The following is a 25,950-nucleotide window of genomic DNA, read 5'->3' as shown; positions in this document are numbered from 1 at the left end:
CTGATCGGTGGTGCGCTTGGCCGCACGGGCAAGGAAGACCTGTCCGGTGCCCATGTACAGCCCTGACCTCCGGCTGCCCGTCTGCGCGGGCAGCGCTGCATTGATGGGACACGCTGGGCGACGTGCGCGGGGCGCAAGGGGGCCGCAGGCGCGTTCGATCCCCTCCCCGACCGACAGGACCACCGTGGACCGCTCGCCCGCAACCGCCAGCTCCCGTGTTTTCTTCCGCAACCCGCGCTGGGGCATCCTGTCGCGCTCGCTGGCCGCGATCTTCGGTGGCTATGCGCTGGCCTCCATGACCGGCGTGTTCTGTGCCGTCGTCCTGCCGGGCGCGCGGGGCCAGACCGTGCTGACCGGCATGCTGCTGGCCATCCTGGTTGCCGCCTGTGCCGCGCTGTGGGCATTCGCCACCCGCAGTGCCCTGCGTGCGTGGATCGGCATCCTCGCCCCTGCCCTGCTGATGGCCGGCATCGCGCGGCTGATGGGAGCCTGGGCATGAAGAACGGATTCCGCCAGTCGATGGCCTGGCTGCACACCTGGACCGGCCTGCTGGTCGGCTGGCTGCTGCTGCTGATCTTCATGGCCGGTACCGCAAGCTACTACCGTGAAGAGATCAGCCGCTGGATGCGCCCGGAACTGCCGGCCAGCACCGTCAGCATCGATGTGGCCGCGCAACGCGGCGTGGACTACCTGCAGACCCATGCGGCGCAGGCCCAGACCTGGTTCGTGACCCTGCCGCAGCCGCGCAACCCGGCCATGCAGCTGTTCTGGCGCCTGCCACCCGAGCTGGCCGATCCAAGCCGTGGCCGCCGCGGTGCCTTCGGCGATGCCACGCTCGACCCGAACACCGGCGACGAACTGAACGCCCGCCAGACGCGCGGCGGAGATTTCTTCTACCGCCTGCATTTCGACCTGCACTACATCCCCGTGCTGTGGGCCCGTTACCTGGTCGGCTTCTGCGCCATGTTCATGCTGGTGGCCATCATCACCGGGGTGATCACCCACAAGAAGATCTTCAAGGACTTCTTCACTTTCCGCAAAGACAAGGGCCTGCGCTCCTGGCTGGATTTCCACAATGTCAGCGCGGTGATGGCGCTGCCCTACCACGCGATGATCACCTACACGGGCATCGTCACCCTGATGATCATGTACCTGCCCTGGGGCGTGAAAGTGGCCTACCCGCAGGATGAGGACAAATTCTTCAGCGAAGCCTTCGGTGGCCTGCCTGAAGTAACCGCGCCGGCCGAAGGCCGCGCCGCGCCGCTGCCGATCGCCCGCCTGCTGGACGATGCGCGCGCCCACTGGCATGGCGCCGAAGTGGCCGGCTTCACCGTGTCCAATCCGGGCGCGCGCAACGCGGTGATCGACATCCGCCAGCGTGACGGAAAGCGTCTTTCCATCGACACGCCTTCGCTGCGTTACGACATGGTGGACGGCAGGCTGCTGGAACAGAGCCCGGCCTCCGGTGGTGCCACCGCCACCCGTGGCGTGCTGTATGGCCTGCACCTGGCGCGCTTCGCCGACTGGGGGCTGCGTGCGCTGTTCTTCCTGTCCGGCCTGGTCGGCTGCCTGATGGTGGCCAGTGGCGTGGTGCTGTGGGCAGTGAAGGAACGACCGAAGCACGCCAAGAGCGGGCGCACCGGCTTCGGCCTGCGCCTGGTCGATGCGTTGAACATCGGTACCGTGGCCGGCCTGCCGATCGCCTTTGCCGCCTACTTCTGGGGCAATCGGCTGCTGCCGCTGGATCTGGCCGATCGCTCCAATGCCGAAGCCAACGTGTTCTTCTATGCGTGGGGCGGCGCCCTGCTGACCGCGTTCGTCTGGCCGAAACGGGTGATGTGGACGTGGCAGCTGTACCTGGGCGCAGCCGCATTCGCGCTGGTTCCGGTGGTCAACGCGCTGACCACCCACGCCCATCTGGGCATTACCCTGCGCAGCGGCGACTGGGTGCTGGCGGGCTTCGACCTGTCGATGATCGCCTTCGGTGCGATGCTGGCGCTGTGCGGCTGGCGCATGCAGCGCTGGACGCCACCGCTGTCTGCGGCCGAGAAGAAAAAGCGTGCCGCGGCAACCGTTGCGCCCAGGGCACCGACCAAAGCCCCCGAAGTGGAGGCCAGCGCATGATGCTGCTGGCGCTGGCGCTTTCCTTCTCTGCGTTCACCGCGTTGTCGCTGGCGATGGAAAGGCACCAGCACGATCTGCACGGCAAAGCCGCCGCCGTTCCGGCACGGCGCGCCCAGTGGCGGGCGCTGGGCTGGTTGCTGCTGGCGGTCACCTTCGCCCTGTGCGTTGCCGACCATGGCTGGGCCATGGGCCCGGTGCAGTGGCTGGGCGTGATGACGGTGGGCGGCGTGACGCTGTCGTTCGGGCTGTATCCCTACCGCCCGCGGTGGATCGTGCCGCTGGCGATCACCCTGCCGTTGCTGGGCCTGGTGGTCGCGCTGGCATAGCCGGTAGCGGCGGGCCACGCCCGGCGAACCTTCAACCCAAACGCTTCAACTCCCACGCACGGTGGATGCGTGCGTTGCGCTCGAAGTCCGGGCCGATGGTACGCGCAGTGATCTCACGGCACTGGGCGAACTCGGCGATCGCGTTCTCTTCCAGCTTGAAACGGCGGAAGTTGTTGGAGAAGTACAGAACGCCTGCCGGTGCCAGCCGTGCCACCGCTGCACGCAGCAGCCGCAGCTGCTCGCGCTGCACATCGAAATCATCGGCGCGGGCGGAGTTGGAGAACGTCGGCGGATCGCAGAAGATCACATCGTACTGTCCGCGGTCGGCTTCCAGCCAGGCCATCGCATCGGCCTGCACCAGAAGATGCTGGTTGCCGCCCTGACCATTCAGGGCCAGGTTGTCGTAGCACCATTGCAGGTAGGTAGCTGACAGGTCGACGCTGGTGGTGCTGGCCGCGCCGGCCACGGCGGCCTGCACGCTGGCCACGCCGGTGTAGCAGAACAGATTGAGGAAGCGCTTGCCACGCACCTGCTCGGCCATCATCCGGCGCAGCGGGCGATGGTCCAGGAAGAGGCCGGTATCGAGATAGTCGAACAGGTTCACCTGCAGCAGCGCGTGATTCTCGCGCACCACCACGAACTCGTCGCGCTGCTCGAAACGGCCGTACTTGCTGCCACCCTTGCCACGCTCGCGCGACTTCATCGATACCTGTTCGGGCGGCACGCCGAATACTTCACGCGCGGCGGCGAGCAGTTCGTTGCGGCGGCGGCGCACGTCGTTCTCGGGAATCGCCGCCGGTGCAGCGTATTCCTGCACGTGCAGGAAGGTACGGCGCTGGCCACCGTCCTCTTCGTAGACATCGATGGCCGCCGCGTATTCCGGCAGGTCCGCATCGTAGGCACGGAAACAGGTGATGTCCTCGCGCGCGCGCCAGCTCTTGAACTTCTTCAGGTTCTTGCGCAGGCGGTTGGCCACCATCTGCGCACCTTCGCTCAGCTCCCGCGGCTGTGCCGGATCACGCCCCGGCACCGCGATCGGGTCGCAGACGATCAGCGCGCATTCCAGCGCGCCATTGAACATCTGGTACTTCTTGGCCGCACGAAGTCCCGTGGCGAAGGCCAGCTCGTCGTTGCCGCACAGCAGGCTGGCGCGCCACTGCGGCACCGCCTTCTGCAGCGCGTTGCCCAAGGCGCGGTACAGCGCCGGATCGGCGGCCAGGCGCTCGTCGTAGGGCGGGTTGCAGACCACCGCACCGATCTCCTGCTCCGGCGAGGTGAGCTCGGATACGTCGGCGCGGGTGAAGCGGATGGCGTGGGCCACGCCCGCCACTTCGGCATTCTCGCGTGCCGCTTCGATCGCCGTCGGATCGATGTCGCTGCCGTGGATCACCGGCTTCAGCGCGGCCAGGCCGGTGGCCTCGCGCTCGCGCGCCTCGCTCTGGATCGCCTTCCAGGCCACCTTGTCGAAGCCCAGCCAGCGGCTCGGCGGCAGGCTGCCGTGGCGCATCAGGCCCGGCGCGACGTCGGCCGCCATCAGCGCGCCTTCGATCAACAACGTGCCGCTGCCGCACATCGGGTCCAGCAGGCCACCACCGGCGGCATGCAGACGCGGCCACTGCGCCCGCAGCAGCAACGCGGCCGCCAGGTTCTCCTTCAGCGGCGCTTCGTGCGCGGCCCCCCGCCAGCCACGGCGGTGCAGCGGGCCGCCGCCGAGGTCGATCGACAGCGAGGCACGGCCCTTGCGCAGCGACAGGTTGACGCGCACATCCGGCAGATCAGTGTTGACTGACGGCCGCTCCAGGCCCTCATCGCGCATGCGGTCGACGATGGCGTCCTTGATCCGCTGCGCGGCAAAGCGGGCGTGGGTGATCTTGTCGCCGGACACATGCGCATCCACCGCCAGGGTCATCTCCGGCTTGATGTGCTCATGCCACGGCAGCGCACGCACGCCGTCATACAGCGCCTGCTCGTCCGGGCATTCGAACTCGTCGATCGGCCACAGCACGCGGCTGGCCAGGCGTGACCACATCACGATCCGCAGCGCCTGCTCCAGCTCGCCCTCGGCATTGACGCCGGCAATGGTGGCAGTGGCCTTGTCCAGGCCCAGGGCCGACAGTTCATCGGCAAGCAGGTATTCCAGGCCCTTGGCGCAGGAGACGAAGAATTTCACGGGATCGGTTCGCAGGTGGTCGGGCGCGGCAGGGGAGCCGCGCCAGTCGGAAAGGAGGGCCGTGGGCACGGCCGGCAGGCCCGCGCCGGGGGCGGCGGGGCTGCCATTGTAGTCAATGCGGGCCGGCGCGCCGTGCGCCCCGGCTTCACAGTTGGCGCAGCAGGCGCTCGAAGGCGTGTGCGGATGCCTCCACGTGCCGCTCCAGGCGGTGGCCATCGTCCACCAGCAGCAGCTGTGCCGAGCGCGCCTGCGCCCAGGCGATCACCCCGGCGGCAGGCACGACATCATCGTGCCAGGCCTGGACCACGGTGGTGGGGACCGCTGCGGCGTCCAGCGCCGGCATGGGCCCCATGGTGGTCGGCGGGACCATCAGGAACAGGCCCGCCACCGGTACCTGCAACGAGGCGATCGCAGAGATGTAGGCGCCCAGGCTGGAACCCGCCAGTACCAGCGGCCCTTGTGCCGCCGCATGTGCAGCGCGTTCCAGCAGGCGCTGCAGACGCCCCGGCACGTCACCGACGCGGCTCACTTCGCTCATCGCGTCCAGATCGGTGTAGTCCGGCCGCTCATGGGTCCAGCCCAGGCGTTGGGCGACCTCGGCCAGTGCCGTGACCTTGGTGGCCTCCGGCCCGCTCTCGAAGCCATGGGAGAGGATGCAGTGACCGCGGCTCATGCGCACGCTCCGCAGGCGCGCGCCGACAACGAAAGAGAATGCAGGTTCATTGCGCAATGCTAGCATCGCCGCATGCCCAACCCGCTCCTGCCCGGCCTGCTGCTGCAGCCCCTGCCCTATCACGACCTTCTGCCGCTGCGCGCGCCGGACACGCTGGAGATGGTGGTGATCCACTGCACCGAGCTGCCCGACCTGGCCACGGCCCGTGCCTATGGCGAGCGGGTGCTGTACGACAGCGGCGCCGGCAACAGCGGCCATTTCTACATCGACCGCGACGGCAGCGTCGTTCAGTACGTGGCACCTGAGCGCGTGGCCCACCACGTCCGCGGCATGAACGCACGGACGCTGGGCATCGAGCTGGTCAACAGCGGGCGCTACCCCGACTGGTTCGACAGCCGTCACCAGGCGATGGACGAGCCGTACACCGAGCCGCAGCTGCAGGCCCTGGAACAGCTGCTGCTGGCCTTGGTGGCGCGCTATCCGTCACTGCAGCGGATCGCCGGCCACGACCAGCTGGACCGGGAACAGGTGCAGGCCAGTGACGATCCGACGTTGAGCGTGGCCCGCAAGCGCGATCCGGGGCCGTTGTTTCCGTGGGCTCGGGTGCTGGCGAAGGTGCCCCTGCAATCGATCGGGTAACCGGCAGGACTGCCGCCTGAAGGGGGCAGATCCGTTCTGCGCGGGAAAACGGATCTGACCCCGGTTCTGTCTCAGGTACCGCTGGCGACCGGTCGGCTGCTGTCGCTCACCCAGCCGCTCCAGGAATCGGCATAGATGCGCGCCCCGGACAGGCCCGCCGCTTCCATCGCCAGCAGCAGATGGCACGCCGTCACGCCGGAACCACACATCAGTACGACCTGCTGCGGATCGCGATTGCCGATGATGCCCTGCAGCTCGGCACGCAGCTCCTGCGTATCGCGCATGCGGCCATCGAGCACATTGGATGCGAACGGGCGGTTGACCGCGCCGGGCACGTGGCCGGCGACCGGATCCAGCGGTTCGACCTCACCGCGGAAGCGCTCTCCCGCGCGGGCGTCCAGCAACCAGCCCGGCGCATGCTTGAGCCGGGCGGTGATCTCGTCGGCATTGGCGATCTGCGTGGTGTCAAAGCGCCCCGGATAGGCCGGCTGGGCCGGAACCTCGCCCGCACCGGTCGCCAGCGGCAGCCCCGCTGCCTGCCAGGCCGCAATGCCTCCATCGAGCACCGCCACCCGCGCGTGGCCCATCAGGCGCAGCAGCCACCACAGGCGCGCGGCGGCCATGCTGCCGTCGCTGCCGTCGTAGACCACCACCTGGGTCTCCGGGGCGATACCCCAGCGACCCAGCCGTGCGGCGAACGCGTCGCTGTCCGGCAGCGGGTGGCGACCGTGGCCGGCACGCGTGAGGTCGGACAGATCCCGGTTGAGGTCGGCGTACACCGCACCGGGGACATGACCGGCCAGGTACTGGCCCTCGCCCGCCTGCGGATCGCCCAGCGACGCGCGCGCATCGACCACACGCACGGCGGTGCTCGCCGTTGCACGGGCGTCGACCACGCGCACGTCCTCGCCCAGTGCAGCGGCGAGGGTGGCGACATCGACCAGGGTGGTCCACGGCGGATCGATCGGCTTCATTGCACTTGCTCCAGGCGGCGACGCAGGTTGTAGAGAATGGCCGCCGTCGCCCCCCAGATCCGCTGGCCAGGCCAGCCGTACTCGAGCACATGACGGATGCGGCCACGATGGTTGATTTCGACCTGGCGCAGGTTGTCGGCCGCCATCAGGTAATCCAGTGGCACCTCGAACACCTCGGCCACTTCACTGGGCTGCGGCACGGGCACGAAATCCGGATCGACCACCGCCACCACCGGGGTGACACGGTAACCGGTGATGGTCACGAACGGATCGAGGTAGCCCAGCGGCTGCACCTGCGCAGGCGCCAGCGCGATTTCTTCCTGGCTTTCGCGCAGCGCTGCGGCCAGCGCATCGCGATCATCCCGCTCGGTACGGCCGCCGGGAAAGCCGACCTGGCCGCCGTGCTGTCGCAGGGTCTCAGTGCGACGGGTCAGGATCACCTGCGCGCCGCTGGCACGCGGCACGATGCCGGCCAACACCGCCGCTTCCACCGGCGGACCCGGCGGCAGCAGGTCGATCAGTTCACTGCGGTTCCAACCGTCACCGGCGGGCGGGGCGGCCAGCGGATGCAATGCGCGCAACAGGCGATCATGGTCGGCCAGCGAGCCGTGCAGCGATTGCTGCAGCTGCTCGCGCAGCGGCAGCACGCGATGCAGGATGTGGCTGCGTTCGCTGTCGCTCATAGACGACCACCGTGTGATCTCGTCGATGTGCCGCCGGCAACCGCGGCACAGCCGGTTGCCATCCAGCTTGCACGTTCCGATGCAGGGGCTTGCGACAACACGCGCCGGGTCTTCCGTAGTTTGCACGTTGCAACAGTAGCGCGATTGCGCTGAATTTGCGCGGGCTGAAGATGCGGCATGCGGTCCTTCGCCGCGCGCCTTCGCCGAGCATGGCCCGATGCTGCCGGCCGCGCGCGGCGCAAACAAAAACGCGCCGGTGGGATCACCGGCGCGTTGATGTTGATGCGGAGGCTTACTTGACGCTGACCAGCTTGATCTCGAACTGCACGGCCACGTTCGGCGGGAACGGGGTGCGCGGGTCGGCACCGTACGCCTGGTCCGGCGGCAGGGTGACTTCCCACTTCGAACCCGCCGGCATCTGCAGCAGGGTCTCACGCATGGCCTTCATTTCGACTTCGCTGACCTTGATCGACGGAATCTGCTGGGCCGGGCGGGCCTCGGTCGGGCGCTGGCCGTACGGGAACGGACCGGCGACTTCCAGCTGCACGGTGCTGGCCTGGGTCGGCTTGGCACCCTTGCCGGCTTCGATCACGCGGTACTGGACGCCGCTCGGCAGGGACTGCACGCCGGCCTTGGCCTTGTTCGCCGCGATGAACTGATCGCTCTTGGTCTTGTTTTCGGCAGCGGCCTTTTCGTACTCGGCCTTGGCGGCCTGGGCACGACCCTGCTCGCGCTTCTGGAACGCTTCAACGGCCGGCTTCAGCTGCTCGGCGGTGATCGCCGGCTGCTTCTTGGCGTAGGCGTCCTGCAGACCCTTCACCACCGAGTTGATGTCCAGCTGCTCACCACGACCGGTCAGCTCCGCCAGGTTGTTGCCGTAGTCGTAACCGAAGTAGTAGCTCAGCTTGCCCTTTTCGGACGAGACGTCCTGGGCGAAGGCATTGCCCGTCAGGGCCAGGGCCGCGACGGCGACCGCGATAGAACGCAACTTCATCAAACAGTTCTCCAGGGGTGGTAACTCAGGGACGTTCTGCGCCGCCCTGAGGCGACGGGTTAGGATAACGGCCACAACGTGTAACCGCTACTCACCACGCAGGCTATGACCTGTCTGCGCGGGCAGAGTTCAAAATCACTCTTTTTTAACGTTCCAGGAGTTTCACCGTGGCCGATGACCTGATCGCTGTCACCGACGATGGCGCCATCCGCACCGTGACCGTCCAGCGCCCGGACAAGCTCAATGCCCTCAATGCCGCGACCCTGCAGGGTCTGGCCGATGCGTTCAGGGACGCCGCGGCCGACCCCGAGGTGCGTGTGGTGGTGCTGACCGGTGCCGGCCAGAAGGCCTTCGTCGCCGGCGCCGACATCGCCGAGATGAACACACTCAGTGCGGTTCAGGGACGTGATTTCTCCCTGCTCGGCCAAGGACTGATGCGTCAGATCGAACGCATGCCCAAGCCGGTCATCGCCCGCGTCAACGGTTTTGCCCTGGGCGGCGGCCTGGAACTGGCGCTGGCCTGCCATCTGCGCGTTGCCGCTGACTCGGCCAAGGTCGGCCAGCCGGAGATCAATCTCGGCCTGATCCCCGGCTTCGGCGGCAGCCAGCGCCTGCTGCGCCTCTGCGGCCGGGCTGCCACCCTGGAACTGTGCCTGCTGGGTGCGCCCATCGATGCCGCCCGTGCGCTCGCGCTGGGCATCGTCAACGAGGTGGTGCCGGCGGCCGATCTGGACACCCGTGTGCAGGACATCGCCCGGCAGCTGGCACGCTCGGCGCCCCTGGCGTTGCGCGCCCTGCTTGATGCGGTCCACGTCGGCGGCGAGTGCAGTCTGGAGGCGGGACTGGAGTACGAAAGCGCGCAGTTCGGCCTGCTGTTCGCCACCGAGGATATGCGCGAAGGCACCGGTGCCTTCCTGCAACGCCGTCCCCCCGCCTTCCAGAACCGTTGACCCCATGGCATCCCGACCCAACCCCGCGCTGCTGTTCGCCCGGGTCCAGGCAGACGATCTTGATGGTGCCCTGCAGGCCGGTCTGATGGACTATGTCGCCAACGAAGGCGACACACACGAGGTTCCCGGGCACCCGGAACTGCCGGAGGTGCTCAGCCAGGCGCGGCAGCAGCTGCAGCGCGCGTGGGCCGCACGTGACCGTTACCGCGCACGCGCGGTGCGCCTGGCCCGCCGCGACGCCGAACGCGATGCGCGTCGCACGCCGCGCCCGGCGCCGGACGTGAAACCTGCGCTGCCCGCCGCCGCTGCCGCCATCCTCGCCCGTGCCAAGGCACGCGCCACCGGCAAGGAGCGCTGATGGCCACCGCGAAGAAGGCCGCCCGCGCGCCAGCGCGGCGTGGCAGCAGCATGCCGCGCGCCGACGTGGTGGAAATGTTCACGCGCCTGCGCGAACTCAACCCGCATCCGAAGACCGAACTGGAATACAGCTCGCCGTTCGAACTGCTGGTGGCGGTGGCCTTGTCGGCCCAAGCCACCGATGTCGGCGTCAACAAGGCTACGCGCCGCCTGTTCCCCGTTGCCAACACGCCCGCGCAGATCCTGGCGCTGGGCGAGGACGGACTGAAGAAATACATCGCCACCATCGGCCTGTTCAACGCCAAGGCGAAAAACGTGATCGCCACCTGCGCGATCCTGCTGGAGAAACATGGCGGTGAAGTGCCACGCGATCGCCAGGCACTGGAAGCCCTGCCCGGCGTCGGCCGCAAGACCGCCAACGTCGTGCTCAACACGGCCTTCGGCGAACCGGTGATGGCGGTGGATACGCACATCTTCCGCGTTGCGAACCGCACGGGACTGGCGCCGGGAAAGAACGTGCGCGAAGTGGAAGACAGGCTGGTGAAGGCGATTCCTGATGAATTCCTGCTCGACGCACATCACTGGTTGATTCTGCACGGACGCTACGTCTGCAAGGCACGCAAGCCGGACTGCCCGGGTTGCGTGATCGCTGATCTGTGCCGCTTCAAGGACAAGACACCGGCCCCCTGAGGCATCCCGCAGCGCCTGCGGGTAAATGCCATCGCAGCGCAATCCCCACGTCATATCGGCCCGGCATCAATGCCGGGCCCAGTCGTGGCAAGGGTCGCGGCGGACAGACTGCGCGCGGAAACTGTCACATTTACGCAATCTTTACCTTCTAGCCTGCGCGCATCTTCCCACCTGCCTGCAAGGCTCCTCTCCATGAAACTGCATCACCAACTCCTGACGGTGGCCGTGGCCGCTGCGCTCTATGTGCCGGCTGCCCACGCTGAAGTCGCCATCGACGTGATCGGCGGTTCGGAAATCACCTTCGAAGGCCTGGTCCAGGCCGACGGCAACTGGTTCCACAACGACGTCGTGGACCTCAATGGTGGCGATGCCGGCAACGGCAAGGACAGCGAGTTCGAGCTGCGCCGCGCCGAGCTGGTGCTCAAGGGCAAGGGCCCGGGCAACGTGGAGTGGGTGCTCGGCTACGACGCCAAGGCGGACAAGTTCCTCGACACCAACGTGAAGTACAAGCTGCTGGGCAATGCCAACCATTTCATCCAGGTCGGCCAGTTCAAGCAGCCCAACAGCCTGGAAGAGCTGTCCAGCACCAAGAACAACGACTTCATCTCCAAGGCCGCGGTCACCAATACCTACGCGATCGCCCGCCGCCTGGGTGGCGCCTACAGCTACGGCCAGGACAACTGGTCGGTCACCGCCAGCGCCTTCGGCCGCGAGCTGACCCGCAACCTGGCCCATGGCAGCGGCTATGGCGCGCGTGGCACCTGGGCTCCGATCAACGAGAAGGGCCAGGTCCTGCACTTCGGCCTGAGCTACGTGGACTACGACGCCGACGCCGACACCCTGCGCGTGCGCGCACGTCCGAACGCCGACCTGGCCACCGCCCGCCTGATCGACAGCGGCAACCTGACCGACACCGACCGAATCAGCACCGTCGGCGCCGAAGCCATGTACTTCCAGGGCCCGTTCAAGGCCCAGGCCGAGTACTACACCAGCAAGGCCAAGCGCTACGACCACGACAACTACACCAGCGACGGCTACTACATCAGCGGCCTGTGGAATGTCACCGGCGAGACCTGGAGCTACAAGGGTGGCACGCCCGGCACCGGCCTGCCGAACAACCCGGCCAGCGGCCAGTGGCAGCTGGGCGTGCGCTACGACCACATGGACCTCAACGACGGCAACCTGGCCGCGAACCCGGTCGCCGGTCGCCCGCCGATCGTCGATGGCGTGCTCGGCGGCAAGATGGATGTGTGGACCGTCGGCGCCAACTGGTACTGGCGCTCGAACTTCAAGCTGATGCTGAACTACGTGAAGGTCGACAGCAAGAAGTACAGCTCCAGCGCCCGCGGCTTCGTCAATGACGATCCGAACATCCTGGAAGCCCGCGCGCAGTTCTTCTGGTAAGAGCCCGCGTCATCGCACCATGCACCGGCAAGGGCACGACTGCGGTCGTGCCCTTGCCACGTGCGGTAGCGCCTGTACCGCAGCGCGATCCCCTCATCCGATGTCACACCGGCGTCATATGACAGACCTTTCCGTGTCACGGAATCGTTATGGAATGTGCACCGATACGTTGGGCAACCGCCCTTCGACCACCCCAGGAGTCTCTCCCGTGATCCACGCCTTCAAGTCGCGCGCCGCTGTCGCCATCCTGGCCGCGTCGTCCGTGTTCGCCGCCAATGCTGCCGATGTCACCGGCGCGGGCGCCTCCTTCATCTACCCCGTGATGTCCAAGTGGTCGGCGGACTACAGCACCGCCACCGGCAAGAAGGTCAACTACCAGTCGATCGGTTCCGGCGGCGGCATTGCCCAGATCAAGGCAGCGACCGTCGATTTTGGTTCCTCCGACGCACCGCTGAAGCCGGAAGAACTGGCTGCCGCCGGCCTGGCCCAGTTCCCGTCGGTGATCGGCGGCGTGGTGCCGGTGATCAACGTCGCCGGCGTCGCACCGGGTGCGCTGAAGCTCGATGGCCCGACCCTGGCCAACATCTTCCTGGGCAAGATCACCACCTGGAACGATCCGGCCATCACTGCACTGAACCCGGGCCTGACCCTGCCCAGCGGCAAGATCACCATCGTGCACCGCTCCGACGGTTCGGGCACCACCTTCAACTTCGTCAACTACCTGTCCAAGGTCAGCCCGGAGTGGAAGAGCAAGGTCGGTGAAGGCACCTCGGTGCAGTGGCCGGCGGGCATCGGTGGCAAGGGCAACGAAGGCGTGGCCGCCTACGTCAAGCAGATCAAGGGTGGCATCGGCTACGTCGAGCTGTCCTATGCGCTGCAGAACAAGATGTCGTACGCGGCAATGAAGAACGCCGCGGGCAAGATCGTGCAGCCGTCGGACGCCTCGTTCTCGGCCGCCGCCGCCAGCGCCGACTGGGCCAATGCCCGTGACTTCTACCTGGTGATGACCAATGCCCCGGGTGCCGATGCGTGGCCGATCACCGCCACCAACTTCATCCTGGTCCGCAAGCAGCCGAAGAACGTCGCCGGTGCCAAGGCCACGCAGGAGTTCTTCCGCTGGATCTACAGGAACGGCGACCAGCAGGCCAAGCAGCTTGATTACGTGCCGCTGCCGGACACCCTGGTCCGCCAGATCGAGACCTACTGGACCCAGAACCTGAAGTACTGAGCAAGACCTCCCCCGCAGGAGCGGGGCCGGCGGGTCCTCTCTCCCCCGCCGGCCCCACCGGGCGCGAGATCCTCGGGATCTCGCGCTCTTCTCGTTTGTGGGGTCCGGCCTTCCACCGGACCGGCAACCCTGCCGGTGCGCAGATCGGGCGGCCGCGGCGGTCTCCGGGGATGTCCGCAGTGGGCGACGACCCTGTGAAACCCTTGTCGGAACGTGATCCAGGACACCTCTGTCATGGACGTCATACGGCTGTAACAAAAACATCATTTCATAGCCGCATCCGCCGACGCCGTCGGCTCTTCCCCGCTATGGAGTGACCATGAAACTGCACTCGGCCGGCCTCGCCGCCCTTTCCCTGGCCATCGCCCTGGGCCTGTCGGCCTGCGGTGGCGACAAGCAGGCCGCGCAGCAGCCGGCCGCCGACGGTGCCGCTGCCCCGGCTGCCGCCGGTGCGAAGGTGACCGCCGAAGTCTCCGGCGCCGGCGCGTCCTTCATCTTCCCGCTGGTGTCGAAGTGGTCGGCCGACTACAACGCCAGCACCGGCGCCAAGATCAACTACCAGTCCATCGGCTCCGGCGGCGGCATCGCCCAGATCAAGGCCGGCACGGTCGACTTCGGCTCGTCCGACAAGCCGCTGAGCAGCGAGGAGCTGGCGCAGGCCGGTCTGGCCCAGTTCCCGTCGGCCATCGGCGGCGTGGTGCCGGTCGTCAACATCGAAGGCCTGGAAGCCGGCAAGCTGCGCCTGAGCGGCGCCCTGCTGGCCGACATCTTCCTCGGCAAGGTCAAGACCTGGAACGACCCGGCGATCGTCGCTGCCAACCCTGGCGTGACCCTGCCGGACGGCAAGATCACCATCGTCCACCGTTCGGACGGCTCGGGCACCACCTTCAACTTCTCCAACTACCTGTCCAAGGTCAGCCCGGAGTGGAAGAGCAAGGTCGGCGAAGGCACTTCGGTGCAGTGGCCGGACGGTGTGGGCGGCAAGGGCAACGAAGGCGTCGCCTCGTACGTCAAGCAGATCAAGGGCTCGATCGGCTACGTCGAACTGGCCTACGCGCTGCAGAACGCCATGCCGTACACCTCGCTGCAGAATGCCGCCGGCACCTGGGTGCAGCCGAGCGCGGAGACCTTCGCCGCTGCGGCCGCCAGCGCCGACTGGGCCAGCGCCAAGGACTTCAATCTGGTCATCACCAATGCTCCGGGTGAGCAGGCGTGGCCGATCACCGCCACCAACTTCATGCTGATGCAGAAGCAGCCGAAGGATGCCAAGCGCAACCAGGACACCCTGGCCTTCTTCAAGTGGGCCTTCGAGAACGGCCAGGCCCAGGCCAACGAGCTGCACTATGTGCCGCTGCCGGCCGAACTGGTCACGCAGATCGAGGCCTACTGGGCGACCGAACTGAAGTGATGGATCCGACGGTGCCCGCCGCGTGCGGGCACCGTGTCTTCCACGCCGTGCCGCCCCGCCCCTTCCTGGCCCTGCCGTCCCCATGAATGCCATCGCCCAGCCTGTAGCCGCCCCGTCCACGCGTGACGCGCGTGATGCCCGCAACGACAAACTGTTCCGATGGGTGCTGGTCGGCACCGTCATCTTCGTCCTGATCGCCCTGGCCTGCGCGGCTCTGTCGATGCTGTGGGGCGGCCGCCATGCCCTGCAGATGCAGGGCCTGAGCTTCTTCTTCTCTTCCGACTGGAATCCGGTCGAAAACAAGTTCGGTGCGCTTGCTCCGATCTACGGCACCCTGGTCACCGCGCTGATCGCGATGGTCATCGCCGTGCCGGTCAGCTTCGGCATCGCCTTCTTCCTGACCGAAGTGGCGCCACGCTGGCTGCGGGGGCCGGTCGGCACCGCCATCGAACTGCTGGCAGGCATTCCCTCCATCATCTACGGCATGTGGGGCCTGTTCGTGCTGGTACCGGTGATGACCGAGTACGTCACCCCGTTCCTCAACGAAACGCTGGGCGAATGGCCGGTCATCGGCCCGATCTTCCAGGGCCCACCGCTGGGCATCGGCATGCTGACCGCCGGCTTCGTGCTGGCCATCATGGTCATCCCGTTCATCTCTTCGGTCATGCGCGAGGTGTTCCTGACCGTACCGACCCGCCTGAAGGAATCGGCCTATGCGCTGGGGTCGACCAAGTGGGAAGTGAGCTGGGACATCGTGCTGCCCTACACCCGTTCGGCGGTGATCGGCGGCGTCTTCCTCGGCCTTGGCCGCGCACTGGGCGAGACCATGGCCGTGGCCTTCGTGATCGGCAACAGCGTGCGCCTGTCGCCGTCGCTGCTGGAGCCGGGCACCACCATCGCCGCCCTGATCGCCAACGACTTCGGCGAGGCCACTGAAACCTACCGCTCGGCGCTGCTGCTGCTTGGCTTCGTCCTGTTCATCGTCACCTTCGTGGTGCTCGCCATCGCCCGCCTGATGCTGATGCGCCTGGCCCGCAAGGAGGGCAACTGATGTCCACCACCGCTGACTCGCTGTACCTGCGCCGCCGCATCGGCAATGTCGTCGCCATCGCGCTGTCCTGCGCCACCGCGCTGTTCGGTCTGTTCTTCCTGGGCTGGATCCTGTTCACCTTGGCCGCGAAGGGCCTGGCCGGCATCAACCTGGACCTGTTCACCAAGATGACACCGCCGCCGATGCAGGAAGGCGGCCTGGCCAACGCCTTCTTCGGCAGCGCGGTGATGTGTGCGCTGGCGATCGGCATCGGCACCCCGCTGGGTGTCCTGGCCGGCACCTGGCTGGCCGAGTACGGCAATGCCCGCAAGGCCGGCACCGTGGTCCGCTTCGTCAACGACATCCTGCTGTCGGCCCCGTCGATCGTGCTGGGCCTGTTCGTCTACACCCTGTACGTGATGCAGACCGGCGGCCAGTTCTCCGCCTTCGCCGGTGCGCTGTCGCTGGCCTTCATCGTGCTGCCGGTGGTGGTGCGTACCACCGACGAAATGCTGCGCCTGGTGCCCTCGCAGATGCGCGAAGCGGCGCTGTCGCTGGGCATCCCGCAATGGAAGGTGATCGTGCAGGTGCTCTACCGCAGCGCCTCGGCCGGCATCATCACCGGCATCCTGCTGGCGCTGGCCCGCATCTCCGGTGAGACCGCACCGCTGCTGTTCACTGCCTTCGGCAACCAGTACTGGAACAGCAACGTGTTCCAGCCGATGGCCTCGGTGCCGGTGGTGATGAACCAGTTCGCCGGCAGCCCGTACGAATCCTGGCAGGTGCTGGCCTGGGCCGGTGCCCTGGTGCTGACCGTCTTCGTGTTGCTGGTCAGCCTCGCCGCCCGCGGCCTCCTGCTGCGCAACCGCATCTCCCATGACTGACCTTTCCGTGGAAACCACCATGAACGATCTTTCCAATGCCGTGCCGATGCAGCGCATCGCCGTGCCGGCCTCGCACGAGAACCTGCATACCCCGGCTCCGGTCAAGCTCGCTGCGCGTGGCCTGGACTTCTACTACGACAAGTTCCACGCCCTCAAGGGCATCAACCTGGAGATCCCGGAAAAGCGCGTCACCGCGCTGATCGGCCCCTCCGGTTGCGGCAAGTCGACCCTGCTGCGCATCTTCAACCGCATCTACGCGCTGTACCCGAAGCTGGAAGCACGCGGCGAAGTGCTGCTGGACGGCGAGAACATCCTGTCGCCGAAGTTCCCGATGAACCGGCTGCGCAGCAAAGTAGGCATGGTGTTCCAGAAGCCGGTGCCGTTCCCGATGACGATCTTCGAGAACGTGGCCTACGGCATCCGCCACCACGAGAAGCTGTCCAAGGGTGAGATGAGCGACCGCGTCGAGCAGGCACTGCGTCAGGGCGCGCTGTGGGACGAGGTGAAGGACAAGCTCAACCAGAGCGCGCTGGGTCTTTCCGGTGGCCAGCAGCAGCGCCTGTGCATCGCCCGCGCCGTCGCCCTGCGCCCCGACGTGCTGCTGCTGGACGAACCGACTTCGGCACTGGACCCGATCTCCACCAGCCGCATCGAGCAGCTGGTGGAAGAGCTCAAGAACGATTACACCATCGTCATCGTCACCCACAACATGCAGCAGGCTGCCCGCGTATCGGACTACACCGCCTTCATGTACCTGGGCGACCTGATCGAACATGACCGCACCGAAGTGATCTTCTCGCAGCCGTCCAAGCAGCAGACCGAGGACTACATCACCGGTCGCTTCGGCTGACCGGACCGCGGCTTCTTTACAGACAACGCCAGCCGGGCATGGCCCGGCTCTACATGACGGAACAACCATGAATCTTCCCAACGACCACATCGTCAAGAGCTACGACGAAGAGCAGCAGCGCCTGGTGGCCGAAATCGTGCGCATGGGCGAGATGGCCGTCGCCCAGCTCGAAGCATCGATGGACGTGATCGAGAAGCGCGATGAGAACGCCGCCCATCGCATCATCGCCAACGATGAGGCGATCGATGCACTGGAGCAGCAGATCAGCCACGACGTGATGCGCCTTGCGCTGCGCGGCCCGATGGCGCGCGACCTGCGCGAAATCCTTGCGGGCCTGCGCATCCCCGCCGACATCGAGCGGATCGGCGACTACGCGGCCAACGTTGCCAAGCGTTCGATCGCACTGGGCAAGGTGCCGCCGCTGCCGCAGATCCAGGGCCTGCGCGCCCTGGGCCGGCTGGCCGCACAGCAGGTGCGCCGCGCCATCGCGGCCTACCGCGACAATGATGCCGAGGCGGCGCTGGCCCTGCGCGAGGATGACGCGCGCCTGGATGCGCAGTACACCGCGCTGTTCCGCGAACTGCTGACCTACATGATGGAAGATCCGCGCAACATCACGCCGTGCACCCACCTGCTGTTCATGGCCAAGAATCTGGAACGCGTGGGCGACCACGCCACCAACATCGCCGAGAACGTCTGGTTCCTCGTGCATGGAGAGCAGCCGCTGCCGCCGCGCGAGAAGCGCGACGAAACCTCCAGCACTGGTCAGCCCTGACGCTGCACTGCAACACCGGAGTCGACTCCAGAGTGGCCGCTGTCCGCGCGACAGCGGCCTTTCTTTTTGGGCCTTCCAGCATTTCCAAAGGCGCCGCGCCTGCCTGGCAAGGCCCCGCCCCCTGACTGCGCGGAAAATCTCACGAAAATTTGAGTTCTCTGCGAGGATTCGTTGAGTAGGATCGGCGCACGATCGCTTCCACCGGCACCTCTGCCGGCCACCCGGGCACCTGCCCACACCACCCAGGAGCACAACCGATGAGCAGTACCAACAAGACCCTGTCCCTGCTGACCGCTACCGCCCTTGTCGCCGGCCTGGGCATGACGGCCAGCGCTTCGGCTCTGAGCATGAGCGATCTGGCGCAGGGCTATCTGGTGGCCGGCCAGGCCGCCAAGGCCACCGATGCCAAGGCTGCCGACGCGCGTACCGGCGACGCCGCCAAGCATGCCGAAGGCAAGTGCGGCGCCGATGGCAAGAGCGCCGAAGGCAAGTGTGGTGGCGACAAGGGCAAGGCCGCCGCCGGCACCGATGCAAAGGCCAAGAGCACCGGCGACAAGAAGGCGGCCGAAGGCAAGTGCGGCGAAGGCAAGTGCGGTGGCAAGCACTGACGTCCGCGCCAGCGCTGTCCACCGGCGGTCGCCGCTTCCCGCGGCGGCCGCCGGGTTGGGCCTGCGCCGCGCGCTGCTGCAGGCGCTGCGCGAGGCGCCGGCCGGCGACTTCGACTTCCTCGAATGTGCGCCGGAAAACTGGATCCACGTAGGCGGCCCGGCAGGCGATGCACTGGCCGAACTGGCGGCGCGGCATCCGCTGAGCTGCCACGGCCTGTCGCTGTCGCTGGGCGGCAGTGCACCGCTGGACACGCAGCTGCTGGCACAGGTTGGCCGTTTCCTGGACGAGTACCGCGTGCCGCTCTACAGCGAGCACCTGAGCTACTGCAGCGACGACGGCCATCTGTACGACCTGCTGCCGATTCCGTTCACCGATGAAGCCGTGCGCCATACCGCCACGCGCATTGCCCGTGTGCAGGACCTGCTCGGCCGGCGCATCGCGGTGGAGAACGTGTCCTACTACCTGGCACCGGAACCGTCCATGGACGAACTGTCCTTCACCAACGCGGTGCTTGCCGAAGCGGACTGCGACCTGCTGCTGGACGTCAACAACGTCTACGTCAACGCCTGCAACCATGGCTACGACGCCGACACGTTCATCGCCGGCCTGCCGGCACAGCGCATCGTCTGCCTGCACGTGGCCGGGCACCTGGATGAAGCGCCGGACCTGAAGATCGACACCCATGGCAGCGCCGTGATCGATCCGGTCTGGGAGCTGCTGGCACGTACCTATGCGCGCATCGGCCCCCGCCCCACCCTGCTCGAACGCGACTTCAACTTCCCCCCATACGCCGAGCTCCAGAGCGAGCTGCAGACCATCCGCCGCCTGCAGGCCGACCCAGCCGGAGGCAGCACGCATGGCTGAAGCGCCGGAACGGCTGCGTGCGCAGCAGCACGCGTTCACCGCCCATCTGCGCGACCCGGACACCGTGGCCGCGCCGGCCGGCATGGAGCCGCGACGCGTAGCGGTGTACCAGCGCCTGCTGTTCAACAACCTGCTGGGTCTGTTGAGCAACGGGTTCCCGGTCTGCGTGCGCCTGCTCGGTGAACCGGGCTGGAGTGCCCTGGTGCGCAGCTACTTCGCGACGCATCGCTGCCGCAGTCCGCTGTTCACCGAACTGGCTGCCGAGTTCGTGCAGTGGCTGCAGGCACAGCCGCAGCTTCCGCATCCGGCGCTGGCCGAGCTGGCCCACTACGAGTGGGTGGAAACGGCGTTGTACCAGCTGCAGGCCGAGCCGCTGCCGGTGGCCGGCGCGATCGATCCGCGGGTGGTCGCCCTGCAGCGTTCGCCGCTGGCCTGGCCCTTGCTGTATCAATGGCCGGTCCACCGGCTTGGCGCGGACGATGCGCCGCGCACGGCTCCGGCCGAGCCGACCGGCCTGCTGGTCCGGCGCGATGCTGACGGTGAGGTGCGTTTCGCCAGCCTCAGCCCACTGGCGGTGCATCTGCTGGCCCGCATCGGCGAGCAGCCCGGCGCCGATGGCAACACCTACCTGCGGCAGCTGGCACTGGCACACGGGCTGGACGAGCACGCGTTGGACGAGGCCGGTGCCGCCCTGCTGCAACAGTTCCTGCAAGCCGGCGTGATCGGCCCGATCACGCCGCCGCCCTGACGCCCCACTCCCGGAGATTCTCGATGAACTACCCGATCCTGGCCACCGCGCGTGGCCAGCTGGACCGTCTCGCCCCCTGGTTGGCCCCGCTGGGCCTGCGCGTACTGCTGGCCTGGGAGTACTTCGAATCCGGCCTCGAGAAACTGCACGGCCAGAACTGGTTTGCCGACCTGCAGCAGGCCTTTCCGTTTCCATTCGACCACTTGCCGGCCGCGCTGAACTGGCAACTGGCCACCTGGTTCGAACTGCTGGGTTCCGCCTGCCTGCTCGTCGGTTTCGGCACCCGCTTTGCCGCTGCCAGCCTGCTGGTGCTGACCGTGGTGGCGACCCATGCGGTGCACTGGCCGATGGAATGGCACTCGCTGGGCGACCTCGCCATGGGGTATGCAATCAGCGACCAAGGCTTCGGCAACTTCAAACTGCCCGTGCTGTTCATGGCGATGCTGCTGCCGTTGCTGTTCGCTGGCGCCGGCAGGCTGAGCGTCGATGCACTGCTGGCCCGGCATGGCGCTGGCGGGGGCACCTGGGCGGGAGCCGGTCCGCGATGCCGCTGATTGGCGCGCCGCCCGCAACGCCCCATCCGGCTGCGCGCACCGGGCGCTCAGGAACGCTCTGCTAGAATCCACGCATGACCGACCCCACCCCCGCACCTGACGTCGCCCCCGTTTCCGCAGTACCGCAGGCGCAGCGTGCGATGTCACAACGCTTCCGTGGCTTCCTGCCGGTGGTGGTGGACGTGGAGACCGGCGGCTTCGACGCCCAGCGCAACGCGCTGCTGGAGATCGCGGCGGTGCCGATCGAGATGGACGAGAACGGCCTGCTCTTCCCCGGGCAGACCGCCAGCGCGCATGTCGTGCCGGCCGAAGGGCTGGAAATCGATCCGAAGTCGCTGGAAGTCACCGGCATCATCCTGGATCACCCGTTCCGGCTGGCCAAGGAAGAGCGCGCCGCGCTGGACCATATCTTCACCCCGGTTCGCGCCGCAATGAAGAAGTACGGCTGTCAGCGCGCAATCCTGGTCGGCCACAACGCGCATTTCGACCTCGGTTTCGTCAATGCCGCCGTCGCCCGTACCGGGCACAAGCGCAATCCGTTCCACCCCTTCAGCGTATTCGACACGGTGACGCTGGCCGGCATCGCATACGGGCAGACGGTGCTGGCACGTGCTGCCAATGCGGCGGGACTGGGCTGGGATGCCAACGAAGCGCATAGCGCGGTGTACGACACCGAGCAGACGGCACGGCTGTTCTGCACGATCGCCAACGCCTGGCCGCGGTAACCGTCAGCGCCCCTCTCGCCGCGCAGGCGTGGGTGCCGACCGTGGGCCGGCACCGCCTGCGCGTCAACCGATGCTCGTGCGATCCCGCCCGTCGCTCTTGGCACGGTAGAGCGCGCGGTCGGCGCGCTGGTACAGCAGGGCCGGGGTGCGGTCTTCGGCCTCCAGTTCGACCAGTCCCGCACTGAAGGTCACCCTCAGCCCATCCACGCCCGCCCAGTCCGGGTGGTCATGGAACAGCCCCCGCAACCGCGCGCACAGCTGCGCGGCTTCCTCCAGCCGGGTGTCGTTGAGCAGCAGCGCGAATTCTTCGCCGCCCGTGCGCGCAGGCAGGTCCGAGTCACGACAGGCCGTGGCGATCACCCGCGCCACCTCGACCAGTACCGCATCACCGGTACTGTGGCTGTAGCGATCGTTGACAGCCTTGAAGTGATCGATATCCAGCACCACCAGGCATAGCGGGTGGCCGCTGCGCTGCGATCGTGCGAAGTCACGCGCCAGGGTTTCATCAAAGCCGCGGCGGTTGGCCAATCCGGTCAGCGCATCCTCCCGCGCCTGGCGCTCGAACGCTTCGGCCTGCCGTGCGAGGCGTTCGGCCAGCTCGGTCTTCTCCTGGTTCACCGCCTGCAGATGGACGGTCTGGGCCTGCAGGTCGAAGGTGGCCTCGTCCACGCGGCGAGCCAGACGCAGGTTGCTGGCCTTCAGCTGCTGCAGCAGGAAGCGGTACAGCGCCACCAGCCCGGCCAGCAGCAGGATGCCGCCCAGCGCCTGCACGCTGCGCCGTTGCCACCAGAACGGCTCCACGCTGAAGCTCCATACGGCTTCCTGCTGGCCCCAGGCGCCACTCGGGTGCGCGGCGGCCACGTGCAGCGTGTAATCGCCCGGTGGCAGGCCAACGAACTCCACGCTGCGCTGTGGACCGCGCTCGACCCAGCCGCTGTCCAGTCCATCCAGGCGCGTGCGGTAGCGGATCCGGTCCGACATCAGGTAGCTCAGGCCGACATAGCTCACCGCGAGGCGACGACCACCGGGAATCAGATTGCGTTCGGCGCCCTCCCAGTGCACCGGCGCGCCGTCCACCTGCACGTTCTCGATCGCCGCTGGCGGTGCCCGCCGTTCGCGGAAGCGCTGCAGGCGCTGCGGATCGACCGTACTCAGGCCCCCCGCGGTGACCACCCAGAAGGTGCCATCCTGGCGCAGGATCGCCGAGGGGCCGGAGCTGCCGTTGGCCTGTGCATTGGCCATGCCGTCGATTTCGTTGTAGCGCTCCACGCTCACACGCGGCGCGCGGCCGTCGGCCACGGCATTGAGAGTCGCCATGTCGGTGCGCAGCACGCCACGGTTGCTGCTGATCCATACGTTGCCCAGCCGGTCGGGCACCAGCTGGAACACCGCGTCGACCGGCATGCCCTGCTCCAGGCCGACGCGGGCCAGCCGCCCGCCCTGCCAGCGGTACAGGCCACGATCACTGCTGATCCACATCGCGTCACCGAGCTGGTGAAAGCCGAACACACTGCGTCCGCCCCCCAGCGGCGCCAGATCGATCGCCTGCACACGGTTGCCGCGCAGCACGCGGATGCCCTCGATCGTGCCGATCCACAGGTTGCCCTGGTGATCGTGTTCCAGCGCTGTGATCAGCCCGGTCGGCATGCCCGCCACCGGCGACACCTGCACCCGGTCGCCGTCGATGCGCACCACTCCCTTCTGCGTTCCGGCCCAGACCGCCCCGCTCGAATCCACGCTGATCGCGCGGATGTTGCCACCCGGCATGCCATCGTCGGCGGCGTAGTTGTGGCGCAGGCGGCCGTCCCGGGACAGGCGGTAGACGCCGTCACCGAAGGTTCCCACCCAGAGATCGCCGTCCGGCCCCTGCGCCAGGCTCAGCACCGACGGCGCCTTGCCACCGCGGTTGTGCAGCGGCATGGCCTGGAAACGGCCATCGGCATTCTGTCGATCCAGGCCACTGGCACTGCCCACCCACAGCTGGCGGTCACGATCTTCCAGCACGGTGCGCACGTAATCGCCGCTGAGCCCATCGCGCTCGGTGTAGCTGCTGAACAGGGTCTCGCGCAGGCGGTACAGGCCGCCATTGGCCCCCACCCAGATGCTGCCCTCGTCATCCTCGCGCAGGCTCACCACGCGCCCGCCCGGCAGGCTCAGGCCCGCAGGCAGCCGCTCCAGTCCATGCGAGGAAATCCGCAGCAGCCCCTGGTTCTCGGTGCCCAGCCAGAGATCACCGTGGCGGTCCTGCAGCATCGAGGTCAGGTGCAGCTGGCCCGGCAGCCGGTGCACCAGCACCAGCCGGTCATCCTCGACCCGGTACAGGCGCTCGCCCGCCACGATCCACAGCGCACCGTCCGGCGCCCGGTACGGCCAGGACAGGCCACTGCCCGCGCCCAGCCCCCAGGCGGCGGGCGCGCGCTTCAGCACGCCATCGTTGTCACGCAGTACCAGGCCATCGAGCGTGCCGACCCAGACCCGATCCTGCGCATCCACCACCAGTTTGGTGAAGCTCATCGCCATCGGCAGATCGGCAGCCGGCGCCTGATAGACAAGGCCTTTGTCCGGCGCGAGATAACCCAGGCCCTTGCCTTCGTAGAGCAGCCACAGGCGCCCCTGGCTGTCCATCTGCATCGACTGGATCAGTACCTGCGGGGTATCCGGCTGGTGCTCCCACACACGCCACTGGCCATCACTGCCACGTCGGCTGACATTGCCGCGCGAGTCGCTGATCCACAGCCCGCCCTGACGGTCGACGAACAACGCGCCGATGCCGTTGTCGCGCAGCCCGGGCCGCGTGCTGCGGTCGTACACGGTGAAATCCAGGCCGTTGTAGCGCACCAGGCCTTCCCAGGTGGCAAACCAGAGATGGCCTTCCGGCGTCTGCGCGATGTCGCGCAGCGAGTTGTGCGGCAGGCCGTTGCGCGAGGTCCACACATCGATGGCGTAGTCGCGCAGCGGCGGTGCACCGCTCTGTGCATGCAACGGCAATGCAGCAGCCAGCAGCAACCACAGAAGGCTGTGTCGCAGCACCGCCCTCCAGTCCCACGCGTGACGCTCCACCCAGCGCCCGTCGTCCCCCTGCCCGCCCATCACCGCAGCAGTGGCGGCCGGGTACTGCGGCCAGGCGGGGCGGCAGGTGGAAATGCCCAGGCAGCGCGGGGCGGCGTGCCGACGGGAACAGGCTGGCTCATCGGGGGGCGTCTGGGGAGATGCGCGAATGATAGGGCAAACGCCAGCCCGCCGCGCCTGCCCAGCCGTGCCCCCCCTCCCCCGGGCAGCAACGGCGGGCTTTCTGGCTCACCCGTGCAGGCGGTACGGATTTCTGGCGGAAGGGCGTGGTCCGGCACACCTTCCCGAGCCCAGGCGGTGACCACAGGCAGGACCAGAAGACCCCTCGCCTGGCGCCTCTGCGGAGGGACAGCTACGTCCTGTCGCCAGCACGACGCCTGTAATGGGCCACCAGATCCGCCGGGTAGTACTCGTGGTCGCGGAAGCCCGCATCGTCGATGTCGAACAGCATTACGACCAGCGCGGCCTCGAAGGCCCAGTAGCCCATGTAGCCGCTGTCGACGTCACGGTGGTTGCCGTGCCAGTACACGTTGCGGCAGCCTGCATACCAGCCGTCCAGGAATTTCTTTACGAGACCGGGCCGGTCCGAGGGTGAGGCGATTGCTTCCATGAGCGGGAGGTAGTGCCGATACAGTAATTGATCGGGGATGGACCTTTTTGCTCCGCCCGACGCAACGGCAACGCTGTCGAGAAGCTTGTCCTTCCCCGTATTGCCTATCAATACCCACATTTCATGCAGATAGTCGCGCGAAGCTCCAACTGCAACCGTGAATGCCAACCACCAAAGGTACTGGACGTATCTATCCAGTCGCAGATCCTCCCACAGAGATCGGGTTGCTTGGCCCTCCAAAGGAAGTCCGTCTGCGCATCGCCTGATCCTGACTCTAGCGGCGAGAACCTCGTCCAGATCCGCAGACAGGCCACCGATGTCATCACCCCTCGAGTAACGCATCACCATCACTTGAAGCTGCTTGGTAAAAATGCTGCCTGAGCACTTGAGCGCCCCCTCAGGAGGATAGCGCCCTGCTCGAATACCAGACACGAAGTCAAGAATGGATCGCGACTGAAAAGCTATTTTTTCCGAGAAGTAGTCATATGACTTCTTGGTATCCCGCAACATCGTAAGCCACCGATTAGATTGATGCTGGACCGACAACGCGTCCGCAGGCTGATCACATCGCCGCCGCGCTCGATTCGTCCCCGCACGCGGTGCAAACATCTG

At 67.2% G+C, this 25,950-nt stretch carries 26 protein-coding genes; 19 read left to right on the top strand and 7 right to left on the bottom strand.

Going from position 1 to position 25,950, the window contains the following annotated elements; translation table 11 throughout:
- Positions 1-184 precede the first annotated feature (184 nt).
- The 3 genes from N7367_RS04850 to N7367_RS04840 are packed head-to-tail and all read left to right on the top strand — an operon-like array spanning position 185 to position 2,450.
- On the top strand, positions 185-499 hold the full coding sequence (locus N7367_RS04850) for a DUF3649 domain-containing protein (protein ID WP_053518219.1): 315 nt from the start codon (positions 185-187) through the stop codon (positions 497-499).
- Positions 496-2,124, top strand: a complete 1,629-nt coding sequence (locus N7367_RS04845) for a PepSY-associated TM helix domain-containing protein (RefSeq protein WP_279941841.1) — start codon at positions 496-498, stop codon at positions 2,122-2,124. Before N7367_RS04850 ends, N7367_RS04845 begins: the two co-directional genes overlap by 4 nt.
- Positions 2,121-2,450 (top strand): DUF3325 domain-containing protein, encoded by a 330-nt coding sequence (locus N7367_RS04840; protein ID WP_065181206.1) that lies wholly within the window; start codon positions 2,121-2,123, stop codon positions 2,448-2,450. Before N7367_RS04845 ends, N7367_RS04840 begins: the two co-directional genes overlap by 4 nt.
- 31 nt (positions 2,451-2,481) lie before the next feature.
- Here N7367_RS04840 and rlmKL read toward each other — a convergent pair whose 3' ends face one another.
- Both rlmKL and N7367_RS04830 read right to left on the bottom strand, forming a co-directional pair.
- Positions 2,482-4,620, bottom strand: a complete 2,139-nt coding sequence (gene rlmKL / locus N7367_RS04835; RefSeq protein WP_065181385.1) for a bifunctional 23S rRNA (guanine(2069)-N(7))-methyltransferase RlmK/23S rRNA (guanine(2445)-N(2))-methyltransferase RlmL — start codon at positions 4,618-4,620, stop codon at positions 2,482-2,484.
- Between the two features lie 145 nt (positions 4,621-4,765).
- Complete coding sequence (locus N7367_RS04830; RefSeq protein ID WP_053518227.1) at positions 4,766-5,293, bottom strand: alpha/beta hydrolase; 528 nt, start codon at positions 5,291-5,293, stop codon at positions 4,766-4,768.
- 72 nt (positions 5,294-5,365) lie between these two features.
- Here N7367_RS04830 and N7367_RS04825 point away from each other — a divergent pair, with 72 nt between their 5' ends.
- A complete protein-coding gene (locus N7367_RS04825) occupies positions 5,366-5,932 on the top strand; it encodes an N-acetylmuramoyl-L-alanine amidase (RefSeq protein WP_065174726.1) in 567 nt (188 codons plus the stop codon).
- A 71-nt stretch (positions 5,933-6,003) separates the two neighbouring features.
- Here N7367_RS04825 and N7367_RS04820 read toward each other — a convergent pair whose 3' ends face one another.
- The 3 genes from N7367_RS04820 to N7367_RS04810 form a co-directional block, all read right to left on the bottom strand.
- Positions 6,004-6,906 carry a sulfurtransferase gene (locus tag N7367_RS04820; RefSeq protein ID WP_053518214.1) on the bottom strand — a complete coding sequence of 301 codons (903 nt, stop codon included), beginning with the start codon at positions 6,904-6,906 and terminating at the stop codon, positions 6,004-6,006.
- On the bottom strand, positions 6,903-7,715 hold the full coding sequence (locus N7367_RS04815) for a CoA pyrophosphatase (RefSeq protein ID WP_279941839.1): 813 nt from the start codon (positions 7,713-7,715) through the stop codon (positions 6,903-6,905). The genes N7367_RS04820 and N7367_RS04815 overlap by 4 nt, the downstream gene beginning before the upstream one ends.
- A gap of 166 nt (positions 7,716-7,881) precedes the next feature.
- The gene (locus N7367_RS04810; RefSeq protein ID WP_005408797.1) at positions 7,882-8,583 is read right to left on the bottom strand and encodes an FKBP-type peptidyl-prolyl cis-trans isomerase N-terminal domain-containing protein; all 702 of its coding nucleotides are present in this window, start codon (positions 8,581-8,583) and stop codon (positions 7,882-7,884) included.
- 167 nt (positions 8,584-8,750) lie between these two features.
- Between N7367_RS04810 and N7367_RS04805 the strand changes: the two genes are divergently transcribed.
- From N7367_RS04805 to rnt, 15 genes are all read left to right on the top strand, one after another.
- On the top strand, positions 8,751-9,533 hold the full coding sequence (locus N7367_RS04805) for an enoyl-CoA hydratase-related protein (protein ID WP_065181203.1): 783 nt from the start codon (positions 8,751-8,753) through the stop codon (positions 9,531-9,533).
- Positions 9,534-9,537: 4 nt separating this feature from the next.
- Positions 9,538-9,891 carry a hypothetical protein gene (locus N7367_RS04800; protein ID WP_053518210.1) on the top strand — a complete coding sequence of 118 codons (354 nt, stop codon included), beginning with the start codon at positions 9,538-9,540 and terminating at the stop codon, positions 9,889-9,891.
- Positions 9,891-10,580: an endonuclease III gene (nth, locus tag N7367_RS04795; protein WP_053518209.1), complete on the top strand. Its 690-nt coding sequence runs from the start codon at positions 9,891-9,893 to the stop codon at positions 10,578-10,580. Before N7367_RS04800 ends, nth begins: the two co-directional genes overlap by 1 nt.
- 192 nt (positions 10,581-10,772) lie before the next feature.
- Positions 10,773-11,984, top strand: a complete 1,212-nt coding sequence (locus N7367_RS04790) for an OprO/OprP family phosphate-selective porin (protein WP_065174723.1) — start codon at positions 10,773-10,775, stop codon at positions 11,982-11,984.
- Positions 11,985-12,192: 208 nt separating this feature from the next.
- Complete coding sequence (pstS, locus tag N7367_RS04785) at positions 12,193-13,212, top strand: phosphate ABC transporter substrate-binding protein PstS (protein WP_065174722.1); 1,020 nt, start codon at positions 12,193-12,195, stop codon at positions 13,210-13,212.
- Positions 13,213-13,531: 319 nt separating this feature from the next.
- Positions 13,532-14,620 carry a phosphate ABC transporter substrate-binding protein PstS gene (gene pstS / locus N7367_RS04780; RefSeq protein ID WP_053518206.1) on the top strand — a complete coding sequence of 363 codons (1,089 nt, stop codon included), beginning with the start codon at positions 13,532-13,534 and terminating at the stop codon, positions 14,618-14,620.
- Positions 14,621-14,702: 82 nt separating this feature from the next.
- Positions 14,703-15,671 (top strand): phosphate ABC transporter permease subunit PstC, encoded by a 969-nt coding sequence (gene pstC / locus N7367_RS04775; RefSeq protein WP_053518204.1) that lies wholly within the window; start codon positions 14,703-14,705, stop codon positions 15,669-15,671.
- Complete coding sequence (gene pstA / locus N7367_RS04770; RefSeq protein WP_053518203.1) at positions 15,671-16,534, top strand: phosphate ABC transporter permease PstA; 864 nt, start codon at positions 15,671-15,673, stop codon at positions 16,532-16,534. The genes pstC and pstA overlap by 1 nt, the downstream gene beginning before the upstream one ends.
- A 19-nt stretch (positions 16,535-16,553) precedes the next feature.
- Positions 16,554-17,384 carry a phosphate ABC transporter ATP-binding protein PstB gene (gene pstB, locus N7367_RS04765; RefSeq protein ID WP_053518202.1) on the top strand — a complete coding sequence of 277 codons (831 nt, stop codon included), beginning with the start codon at positions 16,554-16,556 and terminating at the stop codon, positions 17,382-17,384.
- 67 nt (positions 17,385-17,451) lie between these two features.
- On the top strand, positions 17,452-18,159 hold the full coding sequence (gene phoU / locus N7367_RS04760) for a phosphate signaling complex protein PhoU (protein WP_053518201.1): 708 nt from the start codon (positions 17,452-17,454) through the stop codon (positions 18,157-18,159).
- A 257-nt stretch (positions 18,160-18,416) separates the two neighbouring features.
- A complete protein-coding gene (locus tag N7367_RS04755) occupies positions 18,417-18,767 on the top strand; it encodes a hypothetical protein (RefSeq protein WP_053518199.1) in 351 nt (116 codons plus the stop codon).
- Complete coding sequence (locus tag N7367_RS04750; protein WP_253119040.1) at positions 18,754-19,632, top strand: DUF692 domain-containing protein; 879 nt, start codon at positions 18,754-18,756, stop codon at positions 19,630-19,632. Before N7367_RS04755 ends, N7367_RS04750 begins: the two co-directional genes overlap by 14 nt.
- The gene (locus N7367_RS04745) at positions 19,625-20,380 is read left to right on the top strand and encodes a putative DNA-binding domain-containing protein (protein ID WP_279941838.1); all 756 of its coding nucleotides are present in this window, start codon (positions 19,625-19,627) and stop codon (positions 20,378-20,380) included. Before N7367_RS04750 ends, N7367_RS04745 begins: the two co-directional genes overlap by 8 nt.
- A 23-nt stretch (positions 20,381-20,403) precedes the next feature.
- Positions 20,404-20,934 (top strand): DoxX family protein, encoded by a 531-nt coding sequence (locus tag N7367_RS04740; RefSeq protein WP_279941837.1) that lies wholly within the window; start codon positions 20,404-20,406, stop codon positions 20,932-20,934.
- A gap of 140 nt (positions 20,935-21,074) precedes the next feature.
- Complete coding sequence (rnt, locus tag N7367_RS04735) at positions 21,075-21,659, top strand: ribonuclease T (protein WP_053518226.1); 585 nt, start codon at positions 21,075-21,077, stop codon at positions 21,657-21,659.
- A gap of 63 nt (positions 21,660-21,722) precedes the next feature.
- Here rnt and N7367_RS04730 read toward each other — a convergent pair whose 3' ends face one another.
- On the bottom strand, positions 21,723-24,749 hold the full coding sequence (locus N7367_RS04730) for a ligand-binding sensor domain-containing diguanylate cyclase (protein ID WP_111185749.1): 3,027 nt from the start codon (positions 24,747-24,749) through the stop codon (positions 21,723-21,725).
- A gap of 331 nt (positions 24,750-25,080) precedes the next feature.
- Positions 25,081-25,848, bottom strand: coding sequence for a PoNe immunity protein domain-containing protein (locus N7367_RS04725; protein ID WP_279941836.1), 768 nt, complete (start codon positions 25,846-25,848; stop codon positions 25,081-25,083).
- Between the last annotated feature and the right edge of the window lie 102 nt (positions 25,849-25,950).

The organism is Stenotrophomonas sp. GD04145 (assembly GCF_029835135.1).
Taxonomy (GTDB): Bacteria; Pseudomonadota; Gammaproteobacteria; order Xanthomonadales; family Xanthomonadaceae; genus Stenotrophomonas; species Stenotrophomonas maltophilia_P.
Note: the sequence above shows the minus strand (reverse complement) of the source record. Positions and strands in the feature narration are given on the sequence as shown.

Coding starts and splice junctions, on each gene's coding strand:
- N7367_RS04725 (WP_279941836.1), bottom strand. CDS start 25,848: ATGTTGCGGGATACCAAGAAGTCATATGACTACTTCTCGGAAAAAATA.
- pstS (WP_053518206.1), top strand. CDS start 13,532: ATGAAACTGCACTCGGCCGGCCTCGCCGCCCTTTCCCTGGCCATCGCC.
- pstA (WP_053518203.1), top strand. CDS start 15,671: ATGTCCACCACCGCTGACTCGCTGTACCTGCGCCGCCGCATCGGCAAT.
- N7367_RS04845 (WP_279941841.1), top strand. CDS start 496: ATGAAGAACGGATTCCGCCAGTCGATGGCCTGGCTGCACACCTGGACC.
- N7367_RS04840 (WP_065181206.1), top strand. CDS start 2,121: ATGATGCTGCTGGCGCTGGCGCTTTCCTTCTCTGCGTTCACCGCGTTG.
- N7367_RS04830 (WP_053518227.1), bottom strand. CDS start 5,293: ATGAGCCGCGGTCACTGCATCCTCTCCCATGGCTTCGAGAGCGGGCCG.
- pstB (WP_053518202.1), top strand. CDS start 16,554: ATGAACGATCTTTCCAATGCCGTGCCGATGCAGCGCATCGCCGTGCCG.
- phoU (WP_053518201.1), top strand. CDS start 17,452: ATGAATCTTCCCAACGACCACATCGTCAAGAGCTACGACGAAGAGCAG.
- N7367_RS04790 (WP_065174723.1), top strand. CDS start 10,773: ATGAAACTGCATCACCAACTCCTGACGGTGGCCGTGGCCGCTGCGCTC.
- N7367_RS04825 (WP_065174726.1), top strand. CDS start 5,366: ATGCCCAACCCGCTCCTGCCCGGCCTGCTGCTGCAGCCCCTGCCCTAT.
- N7367_RS04800 (WP_053518210.1), top strand. CDS start 9,538: ATGGCATCCCGACCCAACCCCGCGCTGCTGTTCGCCCGGGTCCAGGCA.
- pstC (WP_053518204.1), top strand. CDS start 14,703: ATGAATGCCATCGCCCAGCCTGTAGCCGCCCCGTCCACGCGTGACGCG.
- N7367_RS04755 (WP_053518199.1), top strand. CDS start 18,417: ATGAGCAGTACCAACAAGACCCTGTCCCTGCTGACCGCTACCGCCCTT.
- N7367_RS04810 (WP_005408797.1), bottom strand. CDS start 8,583: ATGAAGTTGCGTTCTATCGCGGTCGCCGTCGCGGCCCTGGCCCTGACG.
- nth (WP_053518209.1), top strand. CDS start 9,891: ATGGCCACCGCGAAGAAGGCCGCCCGCGCGCCAGCGCGGCGTGGCAGC.
- N7367_RS04820 (WP_053518214.1), bottom strand. CDS start 6,906: ATGAAGCCGATCGATCCGCCGTGGACCACCCTGGTCGATGTCGCCACC.
- N7367_RS04745 (WP_279941838.1), top strand. CDS start 19,625: ATGGCTGAAGCGCCGGAACGGCTGCGTGCGCAGCAGCACGCGTTCACC.
- rnt (WP_053518226.1), top strand. CDS start 21,075: ATGTCACAACGCTTCCGTGGCTTCCTGCCGGTGGTGGTGGACGTGGAG.
- N7367_RS04730 (WP_111185749.1), bottom strand. CDS start 24,749: ATGGGCGGGCAGGGGGACGACGGGCGCTGGGTGGAGCGTCACGCGTGG.
- N7367_RS04740 (WP_279941837.1), top strand. CDS start 20,404: ATGAACTACCCGATCCTGGCCACCGCGCGTGGCCAGCTGGACCGTCTC.